This window comes from Microbulbifer sp. ARAS458-1 (genome assembly GCF_045348205.1).
In the GTDB taxonomy this organism is placed as follows: Bacteria; Pseudomonadota; Gammaproteobacteria; order Pseudomonadales; family Cellvibrionaceae; genus Microbulbifer.
The window spans coordinates 1,096,261-1,120,192 of record NZ_CP155838.1; the positions used below are offsets into that span (position 1 = coordinate 1,096,261).

At 59.0% G+C, this 23,932-nt stretch carries 23 protein-coding genes and 1 pseudogene; 7 read left to right on the top strand and 17 right to left on the bottom strand.

Going from position 1 to position 23,932, the window contains the following annotated elements; all coding sequences use genetic code 11:
- Nucleotides 1-84 precede the first annotated feature (84 nt).
- The 5 genes and pseudogenes from AAFH99_RS04520 to AAFH99_RS04540 all read right to left on the bottom strand — a co-directional run bounded on the left by AAFH99_RS04520 (nt 85) and on the right by AAFH99_RS04540 (nt 2,552).
- Nucleotides 85-630 carry a PKD domain-containing protein gene (locus tag AAFH99_RS04520; protein WP_406829164.1) on the bottom strand — a complete coding sequence of 182 codons (546 nt, stop codon included), beginning with the start codon at nt 628-630 and terminating at the stop codon, nt 85-87.
- A 15-nt stretch (nt 631-645) separates the two neighbouring features.
- Nucleotides 646-1,302, bottom strand: a pseudogene (locus AAFH99_RS04525) (S8 family serine peptidase); the annotation flags it as partial.
- Nucleotides 1,303-1,314: 12 nt separating this feature from the next.
- Complete coding sequence (locus AAFH99_RS04530) at nt 1,315-1,467, bottom strand: hypothetical protein (protein WP_406828783.1); 153 nt, start codon at nt 1,465-1,467, stop codon at nt 1,315-1,317.
- A 30-nt stretch (nt 1,468-1,497) separates the two neighbouring features.
- A complete protein-coding gene (locus tag AAFH99_RS04535; RefSeq protein ID WP_406828784.1) occupies nt 1,498-2,313 on the bottom strand; it encodes a transglutaminase domain-containing protein in 816 nt (271 codons plus the stop codon).
- A gap of 8 nt (nt 2,314-2,321) precedes the next feature.
- Nucleotides 2,322-2,552 carry a DUF350 domain-containing protein gene (locus AAFH99_RS04540; protein ID WP_043320183.1) on the bottom strand — a complete coding sequence of 77 codons (231 nt, stop codon included), beginning with the start codon at nt 2,550-2,552 and terminating at the stop codon, nt 2,322-2,324.
- Between the two features lie 143 nt (nt 2,553-2,695).
- Here AAFH99_RS04540 and AAFH99_RS04545 point away from each other — a divergent pair, with 143 nt between their 5' ends.
- The 3 genes from AAFH99_RS04545 to AAFH99_RS04555 all read left to right on the top strand — a co-directional run bounded on the left by AAFH99_RS04545 (nt 2,696) and on the right by AAFH99_RS04555 (nt 4,518).
- The gene (locus tag AAFH99_RS04545) at nt 2,696-3,607 is read left to right on the top strand and encodes an SPFH domain-containing protein (protein WP_051687306.1); all 912 of its coding nucleotides are present in this window, start codon (nt 2,696-2,698) and stop codon (nt 3,605-3,607) included.
- Between the two features lie 13 nt (nt 3,608-3,620).
- Nucleotides 3,621-4,031, top strand: a complete 411-nt coding sequence (locus tag AAFH99_RS04550; RefSeq protein ID WP_043320184.1) for a hypothetical protein — start codon at nt 3,621-3,623, stop codon at nt 4,029-4,031.
- A 115-nt stretch (nt 4,032-4,146) separates the two neighbouring features.
- Complete coding sequence (locus tag AAFH99_RS04555) at nt 4,147-4,518, top strand: hypothetical protein (protein ID WP_043320185.1); 372 nt, start codon at nt 4,147-4,149, stop codon at nt 4,516-4,518.
- Nucleotides 4,519-4,621: 103 nt separating this feature from the next.
- Here the strand turns inward: AAFH99_RS04555 and AAFH99_RS04560 are convergent, their stop codons facing one another.
- Both AAFH99_RS04560 and AAFH99_RS04565 read right to left on the bottom strand, forming a co-directional pair.
- On the bottom strand, nt 4,622-5,020 hold the full coding sequence (locus AAFH99_RS04560; protein ID WP_043320186.1) for a globin: 399 nt from the start codon (nt 5,018-5,020) through the stop codon (nt 4,622-4,624).
- A gap of 189 nt (nt 5,021-5,209) precedes the next feature.
- Complete coding sequence (locus AAFH99_RS04565) at nt 5,210-5,407, bottom strand: CPXCG motif-containing cysteine-rich protein (RefSeq protein WP_043320629.1); 198 nt, start codon at nt 5,405-5,407, stop codon at nt 5,210-5,212.
- A gap of 486 nt (nt 5,408-5,893) precedes the next feature.
- Between AAFH99_RS04565 and AAFH99_RS04570 the strand changes: the two genes are divergently transcribed.
- Nucleotides 5,894-7,057, top strand: a complete 1,164-nt coding sequence (locus AAFH99_RS04570) for a phosphoglycerate kinase (RefSeq protein ID WP_043320187.1) — start codon at nt 5,894-5,896, stop codon at nt 7,055-7,057.
- A gap of 248 nt (nt 7,058-7,305) precedes the next feature.
- Nucleotides 7,306-8,370 carry a class II fructose-bisphosphate aldolase gene (fba, locus tag AAFH99_RS04575; RefSeq protein WP_043320188.1) on the top strand — a complete coding sequence of 355 codons (1,065 nt, stop codon included), beginning with the start codon at nt 7,306-7,308 and terminating at the stop codon, nt 8,368-8,370.
- Nucleotides 8,371-8,449: 79 nt separating this feature from the next.
- Here fba and AAFH99_RS04580 read toward each other — a convergent pair whose 3' ends face one another.
- Nucleotides 8,450-10,999: a S8 family serine peptidase gene (locus tag AAFH99_RS04580; RefSeq protein WP_406828785.1), complete on the bottom strand. Its 2,550-nt coding sequence runs from the start codon at nt 10,997-10,999 to the stop codon at nt 8,450-8,452.
- A 115-nt stretch (nt 11,000-11,114) separates the two neighbouring features.
- Between AAFH99_RS04580 and AAFH99_RS04585 the strand changes: the two genes are divergently transcribed.
- On the top strand, nt 11,115-12,092 hold the full coding sequence (locus AAFH99_RS04585) for an alpha/beta hydrolase (protein WP_043320190.1): 978 nt from the start codon (nt 11,115-11,117) through the stop codon (nt 12,090-12,092).
- A 35-nt stretch (nt 12,093-12,127) separates the two neighbouring features.
- Here the strand turns inward: AAFH99_RS04585 and rarD are convergent, their stop codons facing one another.
- Entirely contained in the window at nt 12,128-13,057 is a 930-nt protein-coding gene (gene rarD, locus AAFH99_RS04590; protein ID WP_406828786.1) for an EamA family transporter RarD, read from the bottom strand.
- 132 nt (nt 13,058-13,189) lie between these two features.
- Entirely contained in the window at nt 13,190-14,422 is a 1,233-nt protein-coding gene (serA, locus tag AAFH99_RS04595) for a phosphoglycerate dehydrogenase (RefSeq protein ID WP_406828787.1), read from the bottom strand.
- A gap of 166 nt (nt 14,423-14,588) precedes the next feature.
- Here serA and AAFH99_RS04600 point away from each other — a divergent pair, with 166 nt between their 5' ends.
- Nucleotides 14,589-15,251: a fumarylacetoacetate hydrolase family protein gene (locus AAFH99_RS04600; protein ID WP_043320192.1), complete on the top strand. Its 663-nt coding sequence runs from the start codon at nt 14,589-14,591 to the stop codon at nt 15,249-15,251.
- A 318-nt stretch (nt 15,252-15,569) separates the two neighbouring features.
- On the opposite strand, the gene coq7 is transcribed toward AAFH99_RS04600, so the two are convergent.
- From coq7 to prmA, 7 genes are all read right to left on the bottom strand, one after another.
- Complete coding sequence (coq7, locus tag AAFH99_RS04605; RefSeq protein ID WP_043320193.1) at nt 15,570-16,217, bottom strand: 2-polyprenyl-3-methyl-6-methoxy-1,4-benzoquinone monooxygenase; 648 nt, start codon at nt 16,215-16,217, stop codon at nt 15,570-15,572.
- A gap of 32 nt (nt 16,218-16,249) precedes the next feature.
- A complete protein-coding gene (purD, locus tag AAFH99_RS04610) occupies nt 16,250-17,545 on the bottom strand; it encodes a phosphoribosylamine--glycine ligase (RefSeq protein ID WP_406828788.1) in 1,296 nt (431 codons plus the stop codon).
- 262 nt (nt 17,546-17,807) lie between these two features.
- Nucleotides 17,808-19,382, bottom strand: coding sequence for a bifunctional phosphoribosylaminoimidazolecarboxamide formyltransferase/IMP cyclohydrolase (gene purH / locus AAFH99_RS04615; protein ID WP_043320195.1), 1,575 nt, complete (start codon nt 19,380-19,382; stop codon nt 17,808-17,810).
- 292 nt (nt 19,383-19,674) lie between these two features.
- On the bottom strand, nt 19,675-19,974 hold the full coding sequence (gene fis, locus AAFH99_RS04620; RefSeq protein WP_051687308.1) for a DNA-binding transcriptional regulator Fis: 300 nt from the start codon (nt 19,972-19,974) through the stop codon (nt 19,675-19,677).
- Nucleotides 19,971-21,008 (bottom strand): tRNA dihydrouridine synthase DusB, encoded by a 1,038-nt coding sequence (gene dusB / locus AAFH99_RS04625; RefSeq protein ID WP_406828789.1) that lies wholly within the window; start codon nt 21,006-21,008, stop codon nt 19,971-19,973. The genes fis and dusB overlap by 4 nt, the downstream gene beginning before the upstream one ends.
- Nucleotides 21,009-21,187: 179 nt before the next feature.
- Nucleotides 21,188-22,465, bottom strand: a complete 1,278-nt coding sequence (locus AAFH99_RS04630) for a DUF3426 domain-containing protein (protein ID WP_406828790.1) — start codon at nt 22,463-22,465, stop codon at nt 21,188-21,190.
- A 235-nt stretch (nt 22,466-22,700) separates the two neighbouring features.
- Nucleotides 22,701-23,591: a 50S ribosomal protein L11 methyltransferase gene (prmA, locus tag AAFH99_RS04635; RefSeq protein ID WP_406828791.1), complete on the bottom strand. Its 891-nt coding sequence runs from the start codon at nt 23,589-23,591 to the stop codon at nt 22,701-22,703.
- Between the last annotated feature and the right edge of the window lie 341 nt (nt 23,592-23,932).

Consider the following 23,932-nt stretch of genomic DNA (forward strand, 5'->3'; position numbering starts at 1 on the left):
GCCCCTTTTCATCAATCCGACAATCGCAAAAGAGCCGCGTAAATTACGCGGCTCTTTTCGTTTTTGGCTGTGTATTTTTCGCGATTAGAAGTAACAGCGGCCACCCCAACGGAAGCGACAGGTGGCATTCACATTTTTGCTCACCGAGTGGCTCGCGCCCGCGTCGTCGGTCACTGTCAGGGTCACGCTGTAGGTGCCGTCGTCGGCGTATTCGTGGCTGGGGTTCCGGGCCGTGGAACTGCTGCCGTCGCTGTCGCTACTGGCGTCACTGAAGTTGGCGGTGGCGCGGGCCACGGAAAATGTGAAATCCGCAACCGGTGGCTGGTTGGGCCCAACGCTATCTGGATCGGTGACCGTTACGCTCTGGCTACTGCTGGCGCTGGTGCCCTGGTCATCCGTCACCGTGAGGGAAACGGAATAGGTGCCGGCTGTGGTGTAGGTATGGCTCGGGCTCTGCGTATTGCTGCTGTTGCCGTCGCCGAAATCCCAGGCCCAGTCGGTGATATTGCCGTCGGCGTCGCTGCTCTGGTCCTGGCAGTCGATGGTAAGCGCATCATCACTACATCTGAATGCGGCAACAGGTGGTTGGTTGCCACCGCTGACTGCATTCAGTGCCGCGCGCGCATCCACAATGCCGGCGCCACAACCGCCACTGCAGCTACCGGGCAGGGCGCGAGCAGTCGTCTGAAGCGCACTGGCGACCTGATCCGGCGTGATTGCGGGATTCGCCTGATAGAGCAGTGCGGCGACGCCCGCAACATGAGGCGCCGCCATGCTGGTGCCCTGATAGAAGCGGTAGCTTTCTGACGTTGGACCCTGAGTGCCACTATTCAGGGTAGAGAGAATCCCGTTACCACTGACATTGGTTTCTCCACCGGGTGCACTGATTTCCACCGTTCCCCCGTAATTTGAATATGCGGCGCGATTGCCCTGGCGATCAGTGGCAGCTACGGTGACCACGCCCGCGCAGTTGGCGGGTGAGAAATCGGCGGCATTGGTGTTGCTGTTACCTGCGGAAATGACCACCGTAGCGTCGTTGCCCCGGGCGGTATCAATCGCACTCTGTATGGCTGCGCTGCAACTGCCCTGTCCGCCGAGACTCAGGTTGATGACCTGGGCGGGATTGGTATTTGTTGGCACCCCGGACACGCTGCCGCCACTTGTCCATACGATGGCATCAATGATATCCGAGGTGTAGCCGCCACATTTACCCAGCACCCGTGCTACCAGAACTCTGGCGCCGTGGGCGACGCCGGCAACGCCCCGGTTATTGTCCGTCACCGCAGCGATGGTGCCCGCAACGTGCGTGCCGTGCTAACTACTGTTGCGTGGTTGCGAGGGATTGAAGAATCCACACTCCCACGCCCTGAGCCAGTCGCCGGGGTCTGCGTCGCGGCCGTCGCCATCGTTGGCCACGGCGGTGTCGCCAATAAAGTCGTAACCGGGAATGGCCCGGAAACGGGACAAGATAGTCGCGACAGAGTTACAGGGCGCTGCTCAGCCGCGGATAAACTGGGATTTACGGATCCAGTGATTACCGCGATAGCGGCGTGTGGGGGCGGAAGAGGTTTTGGCCCAGAAGTAGTCGCGGTTGAACTGAAACTCCACCTCGTAACCCTCTGCCAGCGCTGCCAGTGGCATTGCCTGCCAGCTGGACTGTCGACGTTTGCTGGTGGCCTCCAGTAAGTATTCGGTGTTATCCACAATGGCCACCACCCAGGCGTGGCCCTCGCCCTGATGGGTGCCCAGAGCCACCCGTGCATCCACACCGAGATTGATCAGCCAGTCGGCAAGCAGTATCGCGTGGTCTTCGCAGTCGCCGCGCTTCTGATAATAGGCCTGGCGGGAGGTCTGCCAGATATCCGCTAGACCGGCGTACTGCAAATGGTCGTATTGATATTCCTTGCGGATTGCCAGGGTGTATAGAGGAACCCACAGGGATTTCGTTTCAAAGGGTTGGAAACCCACAAGATAGCTATTGGCAAAGTGGTGCAGCTTATCGAGACCGCGTGCAGACGCGGTGACCGACTCCAGGCCCTGCCAGTTCCAGATGGAGATATAGCTGCTTTCGTGTTCCGAGCGCTTGGCGACGGCCTGCTGAACCATGGCTTCGGTCAGTGGCGAGCTGCTGCCGCTGATGACCACGCTACCGCGCTGGCTATCTTTTACCTGTACATCAGCCACTTCATTGTGTATGGCCGTCAGGCGGTTTTCACCCAGTGACTGCTCTGCCGGTAAAGCCTGCCACTGCTGTATCAGCTCCGGCAGCATGAGCGACATACCAAGCAGGGTACCAGCAAGCAATTGCCGCATGGGTGCTGTTAACCTTTCAGCCCGAAGGAGATAATCAGCGCGACGAATATCAGGATCGTCGAGGCAAAAATGGCCACGGCGATATTGCCGTTTTTCAACTCCCCTTCGATATCCACATGCTTGAGGAGCTTCTTGTCAATAATCAGCAACGCCACCATGCCAATCAACAGGGCAAGCAGGGTGTAGAGCAGATTGAGTCCCAGATTGAACAGAGTGGCGGTAAGGAATTCGGATTGCACTTGGTAGATCCATCTCGTCAGATAAGGCGGCCAATTAGATCACAACGGCAGCGCTTTTTCCTCTGCTTGCTCCCTGCCCCATAGCTCTTTATGGTATTCCCTCCTTTGATAGGTCATCCGGAAATGAGAGGAAATAAAAAGGAATGCCAAAGCTGTCCAAACTGACACGACCACTGATGCTGCTGCCATTGGCAGGGCTGGTTCTGGGGCTCTCCGCCTGCGCCGACCGGGTTGAGGTGCCGCCGGCCCACGTAGGGAAAATCCTCACCAAAAACGGGTACAAGCCCAATACGGTGCCGCCATCCAAGTTTCGTCTGGATATGTGCCTGTACTATTGCGACAAACTGGTCACCCTGGCCATTGCCGATTTCGGCCATATGGAAAAGTTCAAGCTGTTCATGCCCAGGGATCAGCTCAACATGAGCTTTGATATCCGTATGACTGGTGCGGTCAACGAGAAATACATCGACAATATTTTCGACCGCATGCCACCCCACAATGGCAACATTTCTGTAAATCAGGTGTACAACACGTATGCGCAGCCGGTGATCCGCGACGTGGTACGCCGGGTGATTGCCAAATACTCCATCAATGAAATCGCCTCCAGCCGCGAGATGCTGAGCCAGGAACTTTTTACCGCAGTGGCCTCTTCCCTCGATGGCACACCGATCAAGATCAAGCGCCTGGGTATCGCCGATGTGCAGTTTCCCAAAGTGATTACCGAAGCGAAAGAGCGCGCAGCGGAACGGCGCGAGCTGATCGAGCAGGAGAAGGCCCAGTTCGAGATCCAGAAAATCCAGATGGAGCGCGACCTGGAACGGGAAAAAATGAACCGTGCCATCGCCCGCGAAAAAGCCATGGGTCAGAAAGAGGTCAATGATCTACTGGCTAAGTCGGTAACGGATAAATACCTCTCTTACCGCACCCTGGAAGTGCTGGAAACCATGGCGGAATCCAACAATAAAGTGTTCGTGCCGGTAGAGGCTCTGGGCACCATTGGGCTGCAGCAGGCGGTGTTTTCCGAGCAGATGAAGCAGGTTGCGCGCAAGCGCTGAGTGGGGTTCTTCAATGGAGTTCAATTCACAGATCGCCAACTGGTTGATGAGCGCCCTAGGGGGCCTCGCCAGCTGGATCGTGATCGCCGCCTGTGTGCTGCTGGCGCTGAATATTGTTCTGCGCGTGCAGTTTTTGCGTCAGCGTGGCGAGGGTTTGCACTGGTTGCTGGACCGCTCGGTGGTGATTCGCCTGCTGTGTCTTCTGTTTTTTATCTGGGTTCTGATCGGTTTTAACAGCAATGCGCCGAAACTGGTGCTGGCACCGGATTACAGCGATGAGCAGCGATTCCGTGAAAGTGTTTTGCAAACCGGCCCAAAGCCCGTAGAAAATTTTGCTCCTAAAACCGCAGATGCTGAGGAAACCAGTGAGCGACTGGAGGAGCTGAGAGCCCAGCAGAAAGCGGATTTACAGGGTCCAAATTAATTCATGACCTCGCTGAGTCTTCAGGTCATTTCAACGGTTTTATTTTTTTAAATTCGTTGGGATGACCAAATGCCGTGAGTAGACTACCGGGCACATTGGAGATGAGGAGATCATCATGCGTTACCTGTTACCTGTAGTTCTGTTTTGTTCAATCGCTGGTTTTGCCCAGGCCGACAGCACAATGACTCAGCTGCCGTCCGGTGCACAGGAAGTGCAGATCATGGGTAATACCTATTACAAAAGTGGCGACACCTTCTATCGTTTTAACGAACAGGGTGGTTACTTTTATGAAACCAATCCGCCTCATGTGATGGATCGTCAGACTACCACGCACCAGTCTGTGGTAACCCAGCCTGGCCCGGGTGTGACTGCTGACCAGATCGAAGGTTGTCGTAATGTTGCGGCGGATAAATCCAATGCTGTACCTAATCGGGGCAGCTCGGTATACCTTAACGAGTACAACCGCTGCATCAATGATCTGCAGTAATGTGGATTCATTGCGCTGTTTGCTCGGGTGATGGCACCTGAGCGGGCAGGGAAGGAAAAAGAAAAGGCTTGCCGTACCTTCGGCAAGCCTTTTCTTTTATTTTTCAGTAGGCGCTGCGGATGATGTCAATTCCGGGACTGATGGTACGACGCCAGGCCCGCGCAATATCATCGCTGAAGTATGGGTCGTGCTGCCACAATGTGGCGATCAGGGCGTCTAGCCACAGTAGATACCACTCCGGACGGATATTGAAGCCGCTGCGTGAATGGCTGCAGCCCAGGGCACGCAGCTTGGTGTCCGGCATGCCTCTTGCGTGGAGCACCAGCTGCATGATGCCATTGCGTAAAAGATGCCGTTGCGCGGCCATGTCCGTATCGACGAAGAGTGCGCGGATCTCGGCAGAGCTGCCCATAAAACGATCGTAGAAATCGATAAAGAAACGTTCGTTGTTGCAGCAGCGTCCATAGCTCTGAAAAACGGTGTCGCTATCGGTATTTTCCATGTTTACCCCCCTGACCACGTTTAGTGCGCGGTGCCTCTGTCGTCGGCGATGCTCAATATTCCGCGACAGGCAGCGCGGGCCGGGATCTTATGTGCGGGGGTGGGCTGTGGAATTGATCTGGATCAAGTCCGGTGTGGTTCCATCCTCTCGGAAAGGCGGAAAGGCGGAAACGGAATCGGGTTGTGGGTGCTAGGTATCGTTCTCGTGCTTGAGCTGGACCTGCCAATCCCCGCTCAGATCGATACTGACCAGTACCTGAATTGGTCGGCAGCATACGGCGCAGTCCTCGATATAGTGCCGGCTGCCGGCGGAGGTATCGATCAGCATCAGGATGGTTTCACCGCAATAGGGACACTGGCCGTGAAACTCTTCCACTTGGGCCCTCATCTGTTTCTCCATTCTTTCGCCGGGGTTCACCAACTATAGCTCCGAAGTGACCGGGCTCTGCGGGGCAGACGGGCCGAAGACCCAGGGCGCCGAACTTTTTTTGCCTTCTTGTAAAAATGACAGCGGTGTCACTTCGCTATCCATAGTGTGCGGTAATTCATTTACAAAACGGATTGATATACTCGCGCCTGACCGAGCCGGCCCGGGATAGCTGCAGCAGCGCGACCCTGGGCGGTGACCGCCGGCGGCGCAAAAGCGTATAATCCGCGCCCGCTTTCCCCGCTAGAACAATGGGGGAGCGGTGAGTAAGTATTCAGGGCGCCTCTAGAAATCGCAGCGAGCGGGTGCCTGGTGGTGGCCGCCGGAGAAGAGGCAGCGGAGTGTATGGCGATACATGAGCATGCCGAGCACCGCCGGACGCCGCCAGGCGCACGCGCAGTCGATTTGTAGTCGTGCCCTTCAGCAACCAGCAATAGAGGATTGGTAATGGCGGTTAAATTGATGAAGGACCAGGATCTGGCGGGTAAGCGCGTTCTGATCCGCGAAGACCTGAATGTGCCGGTAAAGGACGGCGTAGTGACCTCCGATGCGCGTATTCGCGCGGCACTGCCCACTATCAAGGCCGCTGTAGATGCCGGGGCCAAGGTCCTGCTGATGTCCCACCTGGGCCGCCCTACCGAAGGTGAATTTGCGGAAGAGTTTTCCCTGGCGCCGGTGGCGGCACACCTGGGCAAGCTGCTGGGCAAAGATGTGCCGGTCGTCAAAGACTGGCAGGGTGGCATTGAACTGGCAGATGGTGAAGTCGCTCTGCTGGAGAACGTGCGCTTCAACAAGGGCGAGAAGAAAGACGACGAAACACTGGCCCAGCAGTACGCGGCCCTGTGCGACGTGTTTGTAATGGACGCCTTTGGTACCGCGCACCGTGCCCAGGCCTCTACCCACGGTGTGGCTAAGTTTGCCCCCATTGCTTGCGCCGGCCCGCTGCTGGCGGCGGAGCTGGATGCGCTGGAAAAAGCCCTCGCCAACCCGGCGCGCCCGATGGTGGCGATTGTCGGTGGCTCCAAGGTTTCCACAAAACTGACCGTGCTCGAGAGCCTGTCGGACAAGGTGGATCAGCTGATCGTCGGTGGTGGAATCGCCAACACCTTCCTCGCAGCCAGTGGCAAGCCTGTAGGTAAGTCCCTGTGTGAGCACGACCTGCTGGATACCGCCAAGGGGCTGATGGCGAAGTGCGATATTCCGGTGCCCACCGACGTGGTGACCGGCAAGGAGTTCAGTGAATCCGCGGAGGCGGAAACCAAGCCCGCCGATGCGGTGACTGAAGACGACATGATCTTCGATATCGGTCCGGACTCCTCTGCGGCGCTGGCGGATATTCTCAAGAACGCCAAGACCATTATCTGGAATGGCCCGGTCGGTGTGTTTGAGTTCGACCAGTTTGGTGGCGGTACCGAACGTCTGTCCAAGGCCATTGCTGACAGTGATGCCTTCTCCATTGCCGGTGGTGGTGACACCCTGGCGGCGGTCGACAAGTACGGCATTGCCGGGCAAGTTTCCTATATTTCTACTGGGGGTGGTGCTTTCCTCGAATACGTGGAAGGCAAGGTGCTGCCGGCAGTGGCGATGCTGGAGAGCCGTGCAGCGGAATGAATAGCCGCTTGGCGGAATAGATAACCGCGAGCAACCTACCTCGCGGCGCGCGGGGGCAAGGTGGGCGGTCGGTCACAGACCGCCCGACTCAAATTTACGCTCACGACAATCAATCGTCGTGGTCGAGACCCGAATTAAAAAGAGATGCGACCGGAGCCCCGCTTCAGGAATCGCACGACAAAGTGGGGATTTCACAGGAAACCCACGCACCCAATACCAGCTAAATTTCGACGAGAAAGGGTTTTTTCATGGCTTTAATCAGCTTGCGTCAAATGTTGGACCACGCTGCCGAATTTGGATACGGCATTCCTGCGTTCAACGTAAACAACCTGGAGCAGATGCGCGCAATCATGGAGGCGGCCGACGAGACCGATTCTCCGGTGATCGTGCAGGCCTCCGCCGGCGCGCGTAAATACGCAGGCGCTCCCTTCCTGCGCCACCTGATTCTGGCCGCTGTGGAAGAATTTCCACATATTCCAGTAGTAATGCATCAGGACCATGGCACCAGCCCGGCAGTGTGTCAGCGCTCTATCCAGCTGGGTTTCAGCTCGGTGATGATGGACGGCTCTCTGATGGACGACGGTAAAACACCGGCGTCCTACGAGTACAACGTGGACGTGACCAGGCGCGCGGTGGAAATGGCCCACGCCTGTGGTGTTTCCGTGGAAGGTGAACTGGGCTGCCTGGGCTCTCTGGAAACCGGTATGGCCGGTGAAGAGGACGGCGTTGGTGCAGAGGGTAAACTGTCCCACGACCAGCTGCTGACCGACCCGGAAGAAGCCGCAGACTTCGTCAAGAAAACCCAGGTGGATGCGCTGGCCATTGCCTGCGGTACCAGCCACGGTGCCTACAAGTTCACTCGCCCGCCCACCGGCGATATTCTGGCGATCGATCGCATCAAGGAAATCCATGCGCGCATCCCCGATACCCACCTGGTAATGCACGGTTCTTCCTCGGTGCCCCAAGAGTGGTTGAAGGTGATCAATGAGTTTGGCGGTGAGATTCCGGAAACCTACGGCGTGCCGGTGGAGCAGATCTGCGAAGGCATCAAGCACGGTGTGCGCAAGGTGAATATCGACACCGATCTGCGCCTCGCCAGTACCGGTGCGGTGCGTCGCTTCCTGGCCCAGAACCCGTCCGAATTCGATCCGCGCAAGTTCCTCAAGGTCACTACCCAGGCCATGAAAGAAATCTGCGTGGCCCGTTACGAAGCGTTCAACGCGGCGGGTAATGGCAGCAAGATCAAGCCGGTCAGCCTGGAAACCATGTTCCAGCGTTACGAGAAAGGCGAGCTGGTACCGAAGATCAACTGAGATCGGTTCAGCCAAAAAAAGCGGGCATTGCGCCCGCTTTTTTTGTGCCTGTGTTTTATGTCAGGGACACTGCACGAGACTATTGTGCTTTCGGCTGTGGTTCCGCGGCGGGGTTCAGGTAGTCCGAAAAAAAAATCAGATCGCTATGGCTGGCATCCACGGTAAACGTGGTCTCCGCACCGGGATAGTATCCACAGGACTCGCCCGCCTCACACAAAATACCATTGCCGTTGTGATCCGAGCCGCTGACTAGGCGGTAATTGCCCGCCGGCACATCCACAAACTGAAATGGGTAAGCGCCATTTTCGGTATCCAGAGTAACCTGTTCCACAAGAGCGTAATTCCCAGAGCCGTCTGCAACGAGCAGTTGCAGGTACTGTTGACCGGCACTGACAGAGCCGGCCACAGGTTCGGCGTGGTGGAGCTGTACTGGCAGTAAAAACTGACGGGCGCCGGAGAGCGGGAATAAGACGGTGCCGGTGTGGTCGCCATAGGGCAGTGCAGTGCGGTCTACCCACACGGTGTATTGACCGAAGCCGCGTGCATCCACCGACTCGGTATCTACCCGAACAATCCACGGCTGGTCGCCGGCGGGAGCCCCGTCAATGGCATTGTCGCCACCACTGGTATCGGAAATCTCCACCGTCAGCCTGCGGTAGCTGCCGGCGAAATCCAGGTGGCCGGGTTCCGCGCGGACGCTCTGTTGCGGGGTCTGGTTGGCGGAGAGGGCGGCGGACTCTGCGTCAATCAAGCCGTAACCATAGTCTTGGTCTTTTCCTGTTTCGCCGATATCCCGGGTCAGCTTTCCTTCCGCCAGCAGTGCATCCACATCGTCGGGGGATAGTGCGGGGTTGAGTGATTTCATCAGTGCGAGGGCACCGGCGACATGGGGCGCCGCCATCGAGGTGCCCTGCAGGTTGCCGTAACTGGCGGTGTTGGTCGCGGCTTCGGTGACATAGGTGCTGAAAATTCCATCTTCAGCACTGAGGCGCATGTCTCCCCCCGGGGCCGCTATATCGATCCAGTTGCCGAAGTTACTGTAATAGGCGCGAGCGTCCGCGGTATTGGTAGCGCTGACCGCAATTACTCCGCGCAAGGCGGCGGGGTAGGAGGGAGCCTCTGCACCGTCATTCCCGGCCGCGGCCACCGCGATGACGCCGGCGCTGCGCGCGGCGTCAATGGCATCCTGCATGATCTGTGAGTAGCCACTGCCGCCAAAACTCATATTGATAATATCGGCGCGGCGGGTGGGCAGAGCGCCGGCCCCATTGGCAAGCCCTGCGGCATACAGCACCGCTTGCGCGGTGTCGTAGCTGGTGCCACCGCCGACCCCTAGTACTCGCAGTGGCATGATCGCGGTATCCCAACCGCTGCCGCTGACCCCGTCGGTATTGTCGGTGTCCGCGGCGGCAGTGCCGGCAACATGGGTGCCGTGCCAGGAGCTGCGCGGATTGCTGGATAAGTCGCCCGGATCTTCCGGGTCGGGGTCCGGGCCGTCCCCATCCCTGGCCCGCTGCGGGTCGCTGATCAGGTCGTAACCGTCCCGAAGTTTGTTCACGAGGTCCGGATGTGCACTGAAAATGCCGGTGTCGAGCACCGCAATCACGGTGTCGCTGTTGCTCTGGCTCAGGCTCCAGGCCGCAGGCAGCTGGATATTCCGGTAGTGCCACTGGCGCAGGTACAGCGGGTCGTTTGGTGTGGCGCTGGCTTGGTAAATGAAATTGGGCTCGACCTGTATAGCGTCGCCCTGTGCCAGCAGTGATTTGCGCGCGTAGAGCAGTTGCAGGCGTTGCAGGGTGGTGCCACTGACTGCGGGATGAATTGACAGCGCCGCGCCGAGCGCGTCGTCCAGGTCCGTTGCCGGCAGTAACTGGCGTTGCCAGTGTTGCGGGGTGCTGCCACTTCGTTGAACCAGCAGCTCACCGGCCACCATGGGGTCGGCAACGGATGGGCTGGCCTGAGTGTGAGACTGGTTCTGCCGATCCAGCCGCAGGGTGTAGTTGCTGTAACCGCGCGCGGCATTTACCCGCAGCAGAAAGTTGCCGGTCTGGGGAACCGTCAGCGATTCGAATTCGTCGATATCGGTACTGGATGCAATGGGCTCGTCGGGGTTTTCCTTGTCGTAGAGAAACAGATCCAGATCATTCTGCAATGGCAGCAGGGTCTGGTGGCGATGGATCTGCAGCAGGACCTGGGTGCCTGCGGGCGCGGAAAAGGCGAACCAGTCATCGCTATCGGCCTGCTCCCGAAAACGGCCGCTGGGCTCGCTGGTAGCGGAGGCGGTGACAAAGCCCCCAACCAGGGCGGGTACCGTCACCGCTTGGGCATCGCCCGACTGGTTGTTCGGCGTCGCGCTGGCTTGTGCGTCATTGGTATCGGCGTCACTGCCGGAAAAGGGGCGGGCCTGGATGTGGCCGCTCAGGGTAAAAAACCCTGAATTACCACCACTGGACGTACTGCCCGAAGAGCTTCCAGAGGAGCTACCTGAGGAACCGGATGAACTGCTGCCTGCGCCCCCTGACGAGCTCCCTGTATCGGCGCCATGGCTGTCGGAGCCGCTGCCACCGCCACCGCAGGCAGCGAGAAGGATTGTCAGGGCAAAGGCGGATGTCAGGCGTGTATTTGTCATAACAGGAGAGTGTCAGTTCGTCTTACAGGATGCTCCCAGAATCTTCTCGCAGTCTCAAGGGACCCAGTCGCAGTCTGGGGATGGCGCAAGTGGGGAAATGCAGTACCATTGAGTCATGGATCTGCTGAAAGATTTCAATGCCGTAGATACCAGTCCGGTCATTCACCGGCCGGACTATTCCGCACTGCGCACTCAGCTGCCGGCGCTGGACTTTTCCTGTGGCCAACCCCTGCCTGAGTCGGTAATTTCTTACCGCAATTTCTATCGTCTGAATTTTGCCGGAGCCAGCGGGACCGGTATTGGCACCTTCGCATCCGCCGGTTTTGAACTGGTTGCCCAGTACTGGCGGGTAGCCAGCCCCAAGGGCACCTTGTTTATCTGTCACGGGTACTTTGACCACACCGGTATATACGGCTCTGCTATTCGCTTTGGTCTTGAGCGCGGCTACAACGTGGTGGCGGTGGATTTTCCGGGTCATGGCCTGTCCAGCGGTGAGCCGGTGGCCATTGATACGTTTATGCAGTACCGCGAGGTCTTGGAGGCGCTGCTGAGCCGTGCCAGAGACAAGATGCCGGGTCCCTGGCACGCCATGGGGCAGAGCACCGGTGGTGCCACCCTGCTTGCCTATCTACAGTTCAGTCAGTGGCAGCCGTTCGACAAGGTAATGCTACTGGCGCCACTGGTGCGGCCGGCAAACTGGCATTTGCGCAAGTGGATGTTTTACCTGGGGCGCTTCCTGTTGCCGCACCCCAGTCGGGGTTTCAACATCAATACCCACGATGCAGAGTTCGCCCGCCGTCAGGCCCACCGCGATCCGCTGCAGTCACCGGTAATGTCAATTCGCTGGCTAGGGGCAATGGTGGACTGGCTGACGCTGTTTCCGAAAACCCGGCGCAATACCAAGACCATACTGGTGGTGCAGGGTACCGACGATAAAACCGTGGATTGGCGCTACAACATGGGTGTGATCGGCGACCGCTTCCCCAACAGCAAGCGCGTTATCGTGCGCGGTGCACGCCACCAGATGATCAACGAGACCCAGCCCTACCGACAGCGGATTATCGCCGCTCTTGACGAGTGGCTATCCCAATAGGCGCTACTCCTCCATCCCGGCGTTTTAATCCACTCTTAAAAATGACCTTTGCGTATTTGCCGGCGCTTGCGCCGCTGTACCAGCGCATCTGCCGAGTAAAATGCCAGTGCGGTCCACACGAAGATAAAGGTCACCAGTTTTGCCTGATCAAAGGGCTCCTGATAGAGCAGCACGGCAAAGAAAAACATCATTGTGGGGCCGAGATACTGCAGAAAGCCCAGTGTGGACAGGTTGAGTCTGCGCGCTGCGATATTGAACAGCAGCAGCGGGGTCAGGGTTACCGGGCCGGCCAACAGCAGCAAGCCGTTCAACTGCCAGGAATTGTTCAGCAGGTTGCTGGTGGGGCTGTTGGTCCAGAACAGGAAACCCAGCGCAAGTGGCAGCATAAACAGTGTCTCCACGGTGAGACCGGTCAGGCTGTCAACCGGCGTCTGTTTGCGCACCAGACCGTAAAATCCGAAGGTGATGGCGACACCAAGGGCTACCAGCGGCAGGCGCCCGAACTGCCAGAGCTCATAGCCTATGCCCACCGCCGCCAGCATTACCGCCAACCACTGCAGTGGCCGCAGCTTTTCCCCGAGCACCAATACACCCAGCAATACACTGATCAGTGGGTTGATGTAATAACCGAGGCTGGCGTCGAGCAGGTGATTGTTGGTGACCGACCAGATAAAAATCAGCCAGTTGGTGCTGATCAGTGCGGTGGAAATCAGCAGTGCCAGCAGGGTTTTACGCGAGCGCAATACAGCGCGCACGCCATGCAGTTTTCCCAGTACCGTTAACAGTGCCATCGCCAACAGCAGTGACCAGATGCTGCGGTGTGCCAGAATTTCCGGTGCGGACAGGTGCTCGAGCAGTTTGAAGTACAGCGGTGCGAACCCCCACAGGAGGTAGGCGCCGAGGCCGGCCAGCAAACCTGCGGTGGCGGAATCTGAACTTTGGTTCTTTAAAGCCTGGTTGCGCACGGGTTGATCTGCCTGTTTGCGGGCGACATGAAACAGCGAGAAAAAAGAAACCCGGACAGCGCGAATGCGCAGGTCCGGGTTTCAGAAAGTGTAACAGACCTCAGCGAGGCCTGTCAGATGTGCGCGCTGAAATTAGAAAAGCACGCGGCAGCGCAGGGTGCCGGGAATATTTTTCAGCTTTTCCAGCGCCAAGTCGGAGTACTCTGCGTCCACATCAATCACCACATAACCGACGGATTCGTTGGTCTGCAGGAACTGCGCGGAGATGTTGATGCCGTTGTCGGAGAACACCTGGTTTATCGCGCCGAGCACACCCGGCACGTTCTTGTGAATATGCAGCAGGCGGTGGGCACCGGCGTGGCCGGGTAGCGCCACCTCCGGGAAGTTCACGGAACTGGTGGTGGTGCCGTTGTCGGAGTAAAGCGCCAGCTTATCGGACACTTCCACACCGATATTTTCCTGGGCCTCCACGGTGGAGCCGCCCACGTGTGGGGTCAGCAGGGCATTGTCGAGGCCGCGCAGGGGCGACTGGAATTCATCGTCGTTACCGCGGGGTTCTACCGGGAATACGTCGATGGCGGTACCGGCCAGGTGGCCACTTTTCAGCGCTTCTGCCAGTGGTTCGATTTCTACCACGGTGCCGCGGGAGGCATTGAGTAGAATCGCGCCCTTATTCATCTTGGCGATCTGCTCGGCGCCAATCATCCATTTGGTGGAGGGCAGTTCCGGTACGTGCAGGGAAACTACATCGGACTGCGCCAGCAGTTCATCCAGGCTGTTTACCTGGCTCGCGTTACCCAGTGGCAACTTGGTCACCACATCGAAGAAAATCACACGCATGCCGATACCTTCCGCCAGTACCGAAGTCTGCGAGCCGATGGCACCGTAGCCGACAATACCCAGGGTCTTGCCGCGGGCTTCATAGGAGCCCACCGCAGATTTCTGCCAGCCACCGCGGTGGCAGACCATGTTCTTCTCGGGAATCCCGCGCAGCAGCATGATGGCTTCGGCAATCACCAGTTCGGCTACGCTACGGGTGTTGGAGTAAGGGGCATTGAATACCGCGATGCCCAGCTCGGTGGCCGCTTCCAGGTCGACCTGGTTGGTGCCGATACAGAAACAGCCAACCGCAATCAGTTTATTCGCGCTTTCCAGCACTTTGCGGGTCAGTTGGGTGCGCGAGCGAATACCGATAAAGTGGGCATCGGCAATCTTCTCGATCAGCTGGTCTTCCGGCAGGGCGGTTTTGATGTACTCGACGTTGGTGTAGCCGCGGGAACTCAGCAGGTCTACGGCGGACTGGTGTACGCCTTCCAGCAGCAGGATTCGGATTTTGTCTTTTTGAAGAGAAATCTGAGGAGCCATATCGAGTCTCTTGGCCGTGCGCGGTGATGATTTCATCGCGGCATGATTGCAAACAAGGGGCGAAAGCCAGTTGGATATCGCCGGGGTCCCGGCGAGGGCGGCATCATACCACAAGGGCTTTGCAAAGCTTTATACGCAATTTTTATCCTAGTTATCGAATCTGGTTATGTATAAGCACACTTTCACCTGTAACTCTCCAGTCGACCTTCCCCCGGGGAAGATTCTGTGTGTCGGTCGCAACTATGCGGCCCATGCGGAGGAGTTGAACAACCCGATTCCGGAGGAACCGCTGCTGTTTATCAAGCCGTCTACGGCGGCGGTGCCCATGGCGGAGCCGATCCATTTACCGCGGGGCCGGGGGAGCTGTCATTTTGAGGGGGAGCTGGCGCTGTTGATTGGCGAGCGGCTGACGGACGCCAATCCTGCGGATGTTCCCGGAGCGATTGCGGGTTTGGGCCTGGCCCTGGACCTGACCTTGCGTGAGCTGCAGTCGGACCTGAAAAACCAGGGGCAGCCCTGGGAGAAGGCCAAAGGGTTTGACGGCGCCTGCCCGCTTTCACCCTTTGTGAAGCTGGACTGGTTGCCGGATTGGGACAATCTCACCTACACCCTGTGGCTGAACGATGAGATCCGCCAGCGGGGTAAATCCATTCATATGCTGACGCCAATTCTAGATTTAGTGGCCTATATCAGCAGTTACTTCACGCTGTTGCCGGGGGATGTGGTTTTGACTGGCACACCTGCCGGGGTAGGGGAGTTGCAGGTTGGGGATCGGGTGGTTATGGGGTTGGAAGAGGATTGGTTGCGGTGTGAGAGTTTGGTGGTATAGGTCTTTTTGCTATTTGGGTGGCGCTGGAGCGCCGGGTGATAGGTTTCAAAACCGCTGTGAATACATCCATGTACGCTGCGTCGGCGACGTCCCTGTCGCCGACGCTTTTGAAACCTATCACCCGGCACTCCAGCTTTGATTCGTACCAATTACTTCGTAGTGATGAAGGTCGGTACGAAGGTTGTGCTGCCGGATGGGGACTTGCGAGACCTTCTAAAACAGGGATGTTTTAGAAGAGGCCCCAGGGATGGGTTAAGGGGGGGCGCCTAGCTCGTGTCTCGCAAGTCCCCATCCGGCAGCACAACCGCCAAGGAGGCGTTAAAGGCGATAGCTAGCCGAGGTCATCGCCTTGGATACGAGGGTCATCAGCCCTTTGACGGGACCGGGAAAGCGAGCCCCCCCAGCATCCAGTGCCGCATGCTGATGCTTGGCCTCATCCACCAACATCTGCTCAACCACCGCGCGACTTTTCTCGTCCTGCGGGGGCAGTTCCTGCAGGTGGCTTTCCAGATGTTTGCACACCTGCTCTTCGGTAGCGGCAACAAAGCCCAGGCTGACCTTGTCACTGATCTTGCCCGCCGCAGCGCCAATGCCAAAGGAAAGCCCGTACCAGAGTGGGTTGAGCACGCTGGGGCGGCTGCCGAGTTCGTCCAGGCGCTGTTCGCACCAGGCCAGGTGGTCGATTTCTTCGTCCGCGGCGTGTTCCATTTCCGCGCGTACCTGGGGCAACTTCGCGGTGAGTGCCTGGCCCTGGTACAGGGCTTGGGCGCAGACTTCGCCGCTGTGGTTGACCCGCATCAAGCCCGCTGCGTGGCGGCGCTCGCTGTCGGCAAGTTCCGCTTCATCCACAGACTTCGACGGTGACGGGCGCTCGTGACAGGGCGAGCCGGGGCTCAGGGTGCGCAGGGCGCGGTCCGCCTGCAGCAGCAGGCGGTCGAGTCCGGTCAGTTGGCGATGGCTGCTCACTGATGTGTTCCTCGATATGCTCGAAACAATACTTACGCTTTCTCGGCTTCTTCCCGTTCTACCGCGCGGTAACCGATGTCCTTGCGATAGAAGGAACCTTCCCAGTAGATCTTGCGCGCGCACTCGTAGGCGTTGGCCTGGGCTTCCGCCACGGTATCGCCGAGGGCGGTTGCGCACAGAACGCGGCCGCCGCTGGTGACGACACGCTCGCCGTCCAGTGCGGTACCGGCCTGGAAGACCTTGGCGTTTTCACTGTCTGCCTTGTCGAGACCAGAGATGGCGTCGCCCTTGCGGTAGCTGCCGGGGTAGCCGTGGGCGGCGAGTACTACGCCGAGCGCCGGGCGGGCGTCCCACTCGACGGTCACCTGGTCCAGGCGTTTCTCCACCGCGGCCATGCACAGCTCAACCAGGTCGGACTTGAGGCGCATCATGATCGGCTGGGTTTCCGGATCGCCGAAGCGGCAGTTGTACTCGATGACCTTGGGCGCGCCCTCTTCGTTGATCATCAGACCGGCGTACAGGAAGCCGGTGTAGGGCATGCCTTCGGAAGCAAGGCCCTGGACGGTGGGCTCGATGACTTCTTTCATCACGCGCTCGTACACATCCTGGGTCACTACCGGAGCCGGGGAGTAGGCGCCCATGCCGCCGGTGTTGGGGCCGGTGTCGCCGTCGCCGACACGTTTGTGGTCCTGGCTGGTGGCCATGGGCAGGATGTTTTCGCCGTCGACCATGACGATGAAGCTGGCTTCTTCGCCGGTGAGGAATTCTTCGATCACCACGCGGCAGCCGGCGTCGCCGAAGGCGTTGCCGCTCAGCATGTCGCGTACGGCCAGTTCGGCCTGTTCGGTGCTTTCGGCGACGATGACACCTTTACCGGCGGCGAGGCCGTCGGCTTTGACGACGATGGGGGCGCCTTTTTCGCGGATGTATTCAATCGCCGGTTCGACTTCGGTGAAGTTCTGGTAGTCGGCGGTGGGGATGGCGTGGCGTTCCAGGAAATCTTTGGTGAAGGCTTTGGAGCCTTCGAGCTGGGCGGCGGCTTTTTCGGGGCCGAAGATGTTGTGGCCGCGGCTGTTGAAGAAGTCGACAATGCCGTCAACCAGCGGGGCTTCGGGGCCGACGATGGTGAGGTCGATGCCTTTTTCTTCGACGAGGTCGGACAGGGCGGAGAAGTTGTCGACGCCGATGTTGACGTTCTGGAGTTTGGGTTCGCGGGCGGTGCCGGCGTTGCCCGGTGCGACGAAGACGGTGTCTACGGCGGGGTTTTGGGCGGCCTTCCAGGCCAGTGCGTGTTCGCGGCCACCAGAGCCGATTACCAGGATGTTCATTCTTGAGTTTCCCCGTGCCTGTGTTTTAGGTGGGCTAGTTTAGCATTCTTAACTTGTCGGACAGGTGACGGAGTGATGGCAGGGTGGTGGTTTGCCAGCTCCGTGGCGGGCCAAGTGCCGATGCCCGTTTGCGAGACACGCCGTGAACCCATCCCTGGGGGCTCTGCACCGCCATCCATGGCGGTGAAGGTCTCGCAAACGGGCCTCGGCACTTGGCCCTTCGCATCCGGGCTGTGTGCAACCCGGAAGGTGTCGTAGTTGCTTAGTGACGGAAGTGACGCATACCGGTAAACACCATCGCCATACCGTGCTCGTCCGCTGCGGCGATGACTTCTTCATCGCGCATGGAACCGCCGGGCTGGATGACGGCGCTGATGCCTACCTTCGCGGCGTTGTCGATGCCGTCGCGGAAGGGGAAGAAGGCGTCGGAGGCCATGACGGCGCCCTTCACTTCGAGGCCGGCGTGTTCGGCTTTGATGGCGGCGATGCGGGCGGAGTTGACGCGGCTCATCTGGCCGGCGCCGACGCCGATGGTGCGGCCGTCTTTGGCGTAGATGATGGCGTTGGATTTGACCATTTTGGCGACTTTCCAGGCGAACAGCAGCTCGTCCAGTTGTTCGTCAGAGGGCTGTACCTTGGTGACCACTTTGAGGTCATCTTTCGCAACCATGCCGTTGTCTTTTTCCTGTACTAACAAACCACCGGTGACGCGCTTGTAGTCGAAGGCGGCCGGGCGGACGCTGTCCCACTCGCCGCATTCCAGCAGGCGTACGTTCTTTTTCGCGGACACGGCCTGGGCGGCTTCGGCGCTGACCTTGGGGGCGATGATGACTTCGGAGAACTGTTTGTCGACGATCAGCTGGGCGGTGTCGGCGTCCAGTTCGCGGTTGAAGGCGATGATGCCGCCGAAAGCGGATTCCGGGTCGGTGGCGAAGGCCAGTTCGTAGGCGGTCTTGATGTCGGCGGCTACGGCGACGCCACAGGGGTTGGCGTGTTTGACGATGACGCAGGCGGGTTCGTCGAACAGTTTGACGGTTTCCAGTGCGGCGTCGGTGTCGGCGACGTTGTTGAAGGAGAGTTCCTTGCCCTGCAGCTGGCTGGCGGTGGAGACGGAGGCCTCTTCCGCGTCGGCTTCCACGTAGAACGCCGCTTTCTGGTGCGGGTTCTCGCCGTAGCGCATGTCCTGGGCTTTTTCGAACTGGACGTTGAAGGTGTTGGGGAACTCGCGGGCTTCGTTGCTGGTGTTACGCGCACCGAAGTGGTTGGCGATCATGCCGTCATACTGGGCGGTATGCTCGAACGCCTGCACCATCAGGTCGTAGCGGGTTTCGTAGCCCAGCTGACCGTCGTTGGCTTTCATCTCCTCGATCACGGTGTCGTAGCTGTGGGCGTTGACCACGATGGCGACGTCCTTGTGATTCTTGGCGGCAGAGCGGACCATGGTAGGGCCGCCGATGTCGATATTCTCGATCGCAGTCGGCAGGTCGCAGTCAGGATCGGCGACGGTGGCCTTGAAGGGATAGAGGTTGACCACGACCATGTCGATGGGCTTGATGCCGTGTTCGTCCATTACCGCATCGTCTTTGCCGCGACGGCCGAGGATGCCGCCGTGCACTTTCGGGTGCAGGGTTTTTACGCGGCCGTCCATCATTTCCGGAAAGCCGGTGTAGTCGGAGACTTCCACTACCGGGATACCGGCTTCGCCCAGCTGGCGGTAGGTGCCGCCGGTGGAGAGGATCTCCACGCCCATGGAGGAGAGTTCACGGGCAAATTCCACAATGCCGGTTTTGTCGGAAACGCTGATCAGCGCGCGGCGAATGGCCACCTTGTCAGTCATAGCTGTTGGTCCGTCGTAGTTTCTGAAAAGGGTAATTGTTCACGAAGTCGCTAAGTCAGAATCGAAGCCAAAGTGCTGGGTACGGAATTTCGAAACCGCCGGAGCTACATGGATGTATTTATGCGATTTTGAAATTCCGTACCCAGTGGTTTGGCGCCACTGCACCGGATCTCAAGTGCTGAGCGGGCAAATTGCATCATTAGCAAATAGCGAGGGGGGATGAGCCTGGCCCATCCCCCCTCGTCGAATTTTTACCGCTCCGGCCTGTGCCTGCCGGTAGCGGTTGGCCGCCTTACAGCAGACCGTAGCGCTTGAGCTTCTTGCGCAGGGTACCCCGGTTGAGGCCCAGCAGCTGTGCGGCGCGCGTCTGGTTGTGGCGGGTGTGTTTCATTACCACTTCCAGCATCGGCGCTTCAATCTCGGACAGCACCATATCGTACACATCGGTCACCATCTGACCGTCCAGGTGACGGAAGTAGTTTTCCATCGCCTGTTCAACCGCATCGCGCAAGGCCTGCGGTTGTTGTAGTTGAGTCTGGCCCCCAGTGGATACCACATCGCTGGTATCCGGAATCAGTGCTTCGTTATTCATGCCGCTTTTGCCCCTCTAGTTATTCGGCGTTCAAACCACTCACGAACGCTGGCATGTTGTGCTTCTGCGCTATCCAATCGGTTAAAGGTTTTTCGAAAGTCCTCGCTGTCCGCGAGTGTTTTCACGTACCAGCCCACGTGCTTGCGTGCGATACGTACCCCCATAACCTCACCGTAAAAACGGTGCAGTTCACTCAGGTGAGTGCTTAATATGTCCCTGACTTCTTCCAGTGAGGGCTCCGGCAGTTGCTCCCCTGTTGCCAGGTAGTGGGCAATCTCCCGGAAAATCCATGGACGTCCCTGAGCCGCACGGCCAATCATGACCGCTGTGGCGCCGGTGTAGTCCAACACCTTGCGGGCCTTCTCCGCGCCGGTAATGTCGCCGTTGGCAAAGACAGGTATCTTTACCGCAGACGCAATCTCGGCAATGGTATCGAATTCGGCTTGGCCATGGTAGCCACAGGCGCGGGTGCGTCCATGGACTGCCAGGGCAGAAATTCCGAGATCCTCGGCCATTTTGGCCACCGTCACACCGTTGCGGCTATCCGGGCACCAGCCAGTGCGAATTTTCAGCGTCACTGGAACTGGGACGGATCGAACCACCGCTTCAAGTATGTCGGCGACCAGCTTTTCGTCACGCAGCAGGGCAGAGCCCGCTGCTTTTTTGCACACCTTTTTTGCCGGGCAACCCATATTGATATCGATGATCTGGGCACCGCGCTCGACGTTTGCCCGCGCGGCCTCTGCCATCATCTCTGGGTCGCCGCCGGCTATCTGCACCGAAATAGGACCCGTCTCACCGGCATGATCCAGGCGCATCCGCGATTTGCGACTGTTCCACAGGCTGGTGTCGGAGGTGACCATCTCGGAGACCACGAGACCGGCGCCGAGCTCACGGCACAGTCTGCGGAAGGGGCGATCAGTTACGCCGGCCATTGGCGCCAGAATCACTGGTGCCGTTATTGTGTATGGGCCTATGGCGAAGTTGCTTGGCAATTCCGTGGGCAACTTGCCCTCCCGCAGGTCTGGTCTCATTCGGTGTCAAAGAGCGGCCTATGATAGCGGCTGCCCGCCAGCTGGAAAAGCGAAAAAGCGCGCAAATTGTTCGATGGCTGGCCGTTTAGGGCGATCTTTGTGCAAGATTTTGTGGTAAAGGGCGTCAGCATGCCCCATTGGATAGGGGGCATGTGAGCTGCAATCGACGAATGAATGGGTTACTGCGGTGAAATGCGCAGCTCGTAATTCACGGCGTCTGACCCGGGGTCGACGATGTCGAGGGCGATATGTACCGGGTTGCCTGCAGGCATCAGCTGGCGTCCGGACAGTTCCCCGCGCAGGTAGTCCCGTGGGTTGAAGCGGCGGCTGGCCACCGGCGCATTCTTGAGATCGGTAAAGCGCAGCTGTAATGTCGGGAAGGGCTGGTCGAAAGGGGCTCGATTCAGCAGTACCGCTTCGACTGCAAGCGCGCCCGGAATCTGGGGGTGGCTGCGCACCACCAGGTTGGCGGTGTGGATGGCGTTGATGTCTACTTGAGGTGGCAGTTTGCAGCCGACAATCGGGCAGACCTGGGCATAGAGGTTGCGCCAGGGGTCTCGCTTGCTAAGGGCGTCGAACTGGAAGTAGGCGGTCTGTGCTATCAGCCCGAGTAACAGAATGACCGATCCCACGGCCCACAGCCATGTGGGTACCCGATTGTGACGTTTGGGTTGCCAGGTCACCTCGATGGGGGCAGGGCCGATGGCGGAGATCAGCTGGTCTTTGGGCAGCAGGGGCGCGGCCTCAAGCTGTCCTGTATCCAGGTGCCTCTCGCTCATTTCGGCGGCATTGAGGTGGTCGTCCGGAAGAGCGCTGAAGGGCTCTTCATCGGCGGGAGCGGATTCGCTTGTCTGCGCTTCTTCTGTAGAGAAGAAGTCGTGCTCCTCGGCGGGCGTGATGGTGTCCTTGGGGCTTGCGTATTGCTCGGCGAAAAGGTCCTCTTCCGGTTTCAGCGCCGGCGGCCTGCTATCGGTTCTGCTGGATTCTTCACGCGCGATCTCTTCCGCCCAAGGGTCTTCGGAGATGACACCGAGCTGGTCGATCTCCGCTTCAATGTCCAGCTGTTCTTCCGCGCTCTCTTCCGTTTCGCGGTCAAGGTCCTGCCACTGTTGCTCACCAAAGGCATCGTCGATGACGGGGTTCTGGCCGGGCTTTTGATCTTCCGGTGGGGCCTTGCCGGGCGGTTGTGAGGTTTTTTTCGGCCGGGGCAGGTCTTCGTCGTCGCCGTCGAGGTCAATATCGTCGTGAATGAGGAAGTCGTCGTCTTCGAGCAGTTCTTCGATGGCTTTCTTGGATGCTGGCTGCGGGTCACCCTCGTTGAAGACGATATTTTCGTCGGCGCGGAATACCTGCAGGCAGGAGCCGCAGCGCACGGCGCCACGGGCGGCGCGCAGCTGTTGTTCGCTGACGTGAAATGAGGTGCTGCAGTGGGGGCAGCGGGTGACCAGTTGCGACATGGAATTCGACGATTATTGCTTTAGCGGGGGAGTTTATCAGCCGGAGGGCTTGGCGCGTAGTCCGCAGGCGGTTTGGGTGCTTCGTAAGCTGGGGCCCGGGCGGCGCAGCTACCGATACTCTTTCGCGGGACATGCCGTAACCCCATCCCTGGGGGCTCGTCTGCGGCCGTCCTGGCCGCAGACGGTCCCGCGAAAGAGTATCGCCATCAGCGCCTTCGCATTTGGCTTTCGTGGGCTACCTAGCCCTTGTTCCGCTCAGGCGTACCCACTCTTCCTTCTCGCCATTCTGGTCAAAGTCGATCCACTGGCTGTACGCCGCTTTCACCTTTTCTGCTTGACTGATGAGAATACCGGACAGGCAGATGCGACCGCCGACCTTGGTGCGCTCGACCAGCTGGGGGGCCAGTTCTACCAGCGGCCCGGCGAGGATATTGGCGAGCATGATGTCGGCGCTGGACTCTTCCGGTTTGGGGGCCTTTTCCGGCAGGTAAACCGGGAAGCGCTCGGGGTCCAGGCCGTTGCGCACGGCGTTGTCACGGCTGGCGAGCAGCGCCTGGGGGTCGATGTCGGTGCCCATGGCGGATTCGGCACCGAGCAGTAGAGCGCCAATACCCAGGATGCCGGAGCCGCAGCCGAAGTCGACCGCGGTTTTGCCCTGCACCGGCTCGCCGGCAAGCCATTGCAGGCACAGGAAGGTGGTGGGGTGCGTACCGGTGCCGAAGGCGAGGCCAGGGTCGAGCATGATGTTGACGGCTTGCGGCGCCGGCGGTTCGCACCAGCTGGGACAGATCCACAGGTTGTCGGCACACTGGATGGGTTTGTAGTGACTCATCCACTCCCGTTCCCAGTCTTTGTCTTCGAGTTGCTCCCAGCGGGCGTTGGGGAGGAGTTCGCAAAGATAGGAGGCTGCCTTGGCTTCGGTGACGCTGGTGTCTACTTCGGCGTCGAACAGACCAGTGACGAGGGTTTCGTCCCAGAGGGGCGTTTCGCCGAGGCCGGGTTCGAGGATGGGTTGGTCGGCGTTGTCTTGCAGGGTGACGGAGACGGCGCCGGCGAACAGCATGGCATTTTCGATCTTCTCGGCCTGTTCGCGGTTGGTGTTCACTCTAAGTTGGAGCCAGGGCATTTGTCTTTGGGTTTCCGGGTAGTGTGGTCTGTGCTTGGGTCGTATGTGGCGGCTCCACTGCCGGTATGGCTTTGCGAGACACGCCGTGAACCCATCCATGGGGGCTCTTCTAAAACGTCCCTGTTTTAGAAGGTCTCGCAAAGCCATACCGGCAGCGGAGCCTTCGAATCGGGCATCGGGACATTCTATTCGATCGGGGAAGCTTACAGGGTAGGAAGGGGACGACTGAAGGCAAAGTGCCGGGTGGGTGTTTTTGAAAGCGTCGCAAACAGGGACGTTTGCGACGCAGCGTACAGGGATGTATTCACAGCGGTTTCAAAAACACCCACCCGGTGCTTTGC

What these genes read in the sequence shown, in the direction of transcription:
- fba (WP_043320188.1), top strand. Translation starts at nt 7,306, where the DNA reads ATGGCTTTAATCAGCTTGCGTCAAATGTTGGACCACGCTGCCGAATTT.
- AAFH99_RS04560 (WP_043320186.1), bottom strand. Translation starts at nt 5,020, where the DNA reads ATGGAAAATACCGATAGCGACACCGTTTTTCAGAGCTATGGACGCTGC.
- AAFH99_RS04550 (WP_043320184.1), top strand. Translation starts at nt 3,621, where the DNA reads ATGGAGTTCAATTCACAGATCGCCAACTGGTTGATGAGCGCCCTAGGG.
- serA (WP_406828787.1), bottom strand. Translation starts at nt 14,422, where the DNA reads ATGGCTCCTCAGATTTCTCTTCAAAAAGACAAAATCCGAATCCTGCTG.
- dusB (WP_406828789.1), bottom strand. Translation starts at nt 21,008, where the DNA reads ATGAGACCAGACCTGCGGGAGGGCAAGTTGCCCACGGAATTGCCAAGC.
- AAFH99_RS04535 (WP_406828784.1), bottom strand. Translation starts at nt 2,313, where the DNA reads ATGCGGCAATTGCTTGCTGGTACCCTGCTTGGTATGTCGCTCATGCTG.
- purD (WP_406828788.1), bottom strand. Translation starts at nt 17,545, where the DNA reads ATGAACATCCTGGTAATCGGCTCTGGTGGCCGCGAACACGCACTGGCC.
- AAFH99_RS04545 (WP_051687306.1), top strand. Translation starts at nt 2,696, where the DNA reads ATGCCAAAGCTGTCCAAACTGACACGACCACTGATGCTGCTGCCATTG.
- AAFH99_RS04630 (WP_406828790.1), bottom strand. Translation starts at nt 22,465, where the DNA reads ATGTCGCAACTGGTCACCCGCTGCCCCCACTGCAGCACCTCATTTCAC.
- AAFH99_RS04580 (WP_406828785.1), bottom strand. Translation starts at nt 10,999, where the DNA reads ATGACAAATACACGCCTGACATCCGCCTTTGCCCTGACAATCCTTCTC.
- prmA (WP_406828791.1), bottom strand. Translation starts at nt 23,591, where the DNA reads ATGCCCTGGCTCCAACTTAGAGTGAACACCAACCGCGAACAGGCCGAG.
- AAFH99_RS04585 (WP_043320190.1), top strand. Translation starts at nt 11,115, where the DNA reads ATGGATCTGCTGAAAGATTTCAATGCCGTAGATACCAGTCCGGTCATT.
- AAFH99_RS04570 (WP_043320187.1), top strand. Translation starts at nt 5,894, where the DNA reads ATGGCGGTTAAATTGATGAAGGACCAGGATCTGGCGGGTAAGCGCGTT.
- AAFH99_RS04600 (WP_043320192.1), top strand. Translation starts at nt 14,589, where the DNA reads ATGTATAAGCACACTTTCACCTGTAACTCTCCAGTCGACCTTCCCCCG.
- fis (WP_051687308.1), bottom strand. Translation starts at nt 19,974, where the DNA reads ATGAATAACGAAGCACTGATTCCGGATACCAGCGATGTGGTATCCACT.
- purH (WP_043320195.1), bottom strand. Translation starts at nt 19,382, where the DNA reads ATGACTGACAAGGTGGCCATTCGCCGCGCGCTGATCAGCGTTTCCGAC.
- AAFH99_RS04565 (WP_043320629.1), bottom strand. Translation starts at nt 5,407, where the DNA reads ATGAGGGCCCAAGTGGAAGAGTTTCACGGCCAGTGTCCCTATTGCGGT.
- AAFH99_RS04555 (WP_043320185.1), top strand. Translation starts at nt 4,147, where the DNA reads ATGCGTTACCTGTTACCTGTAGTTCTGTTTTGTTCAATCGCTGGTTTT.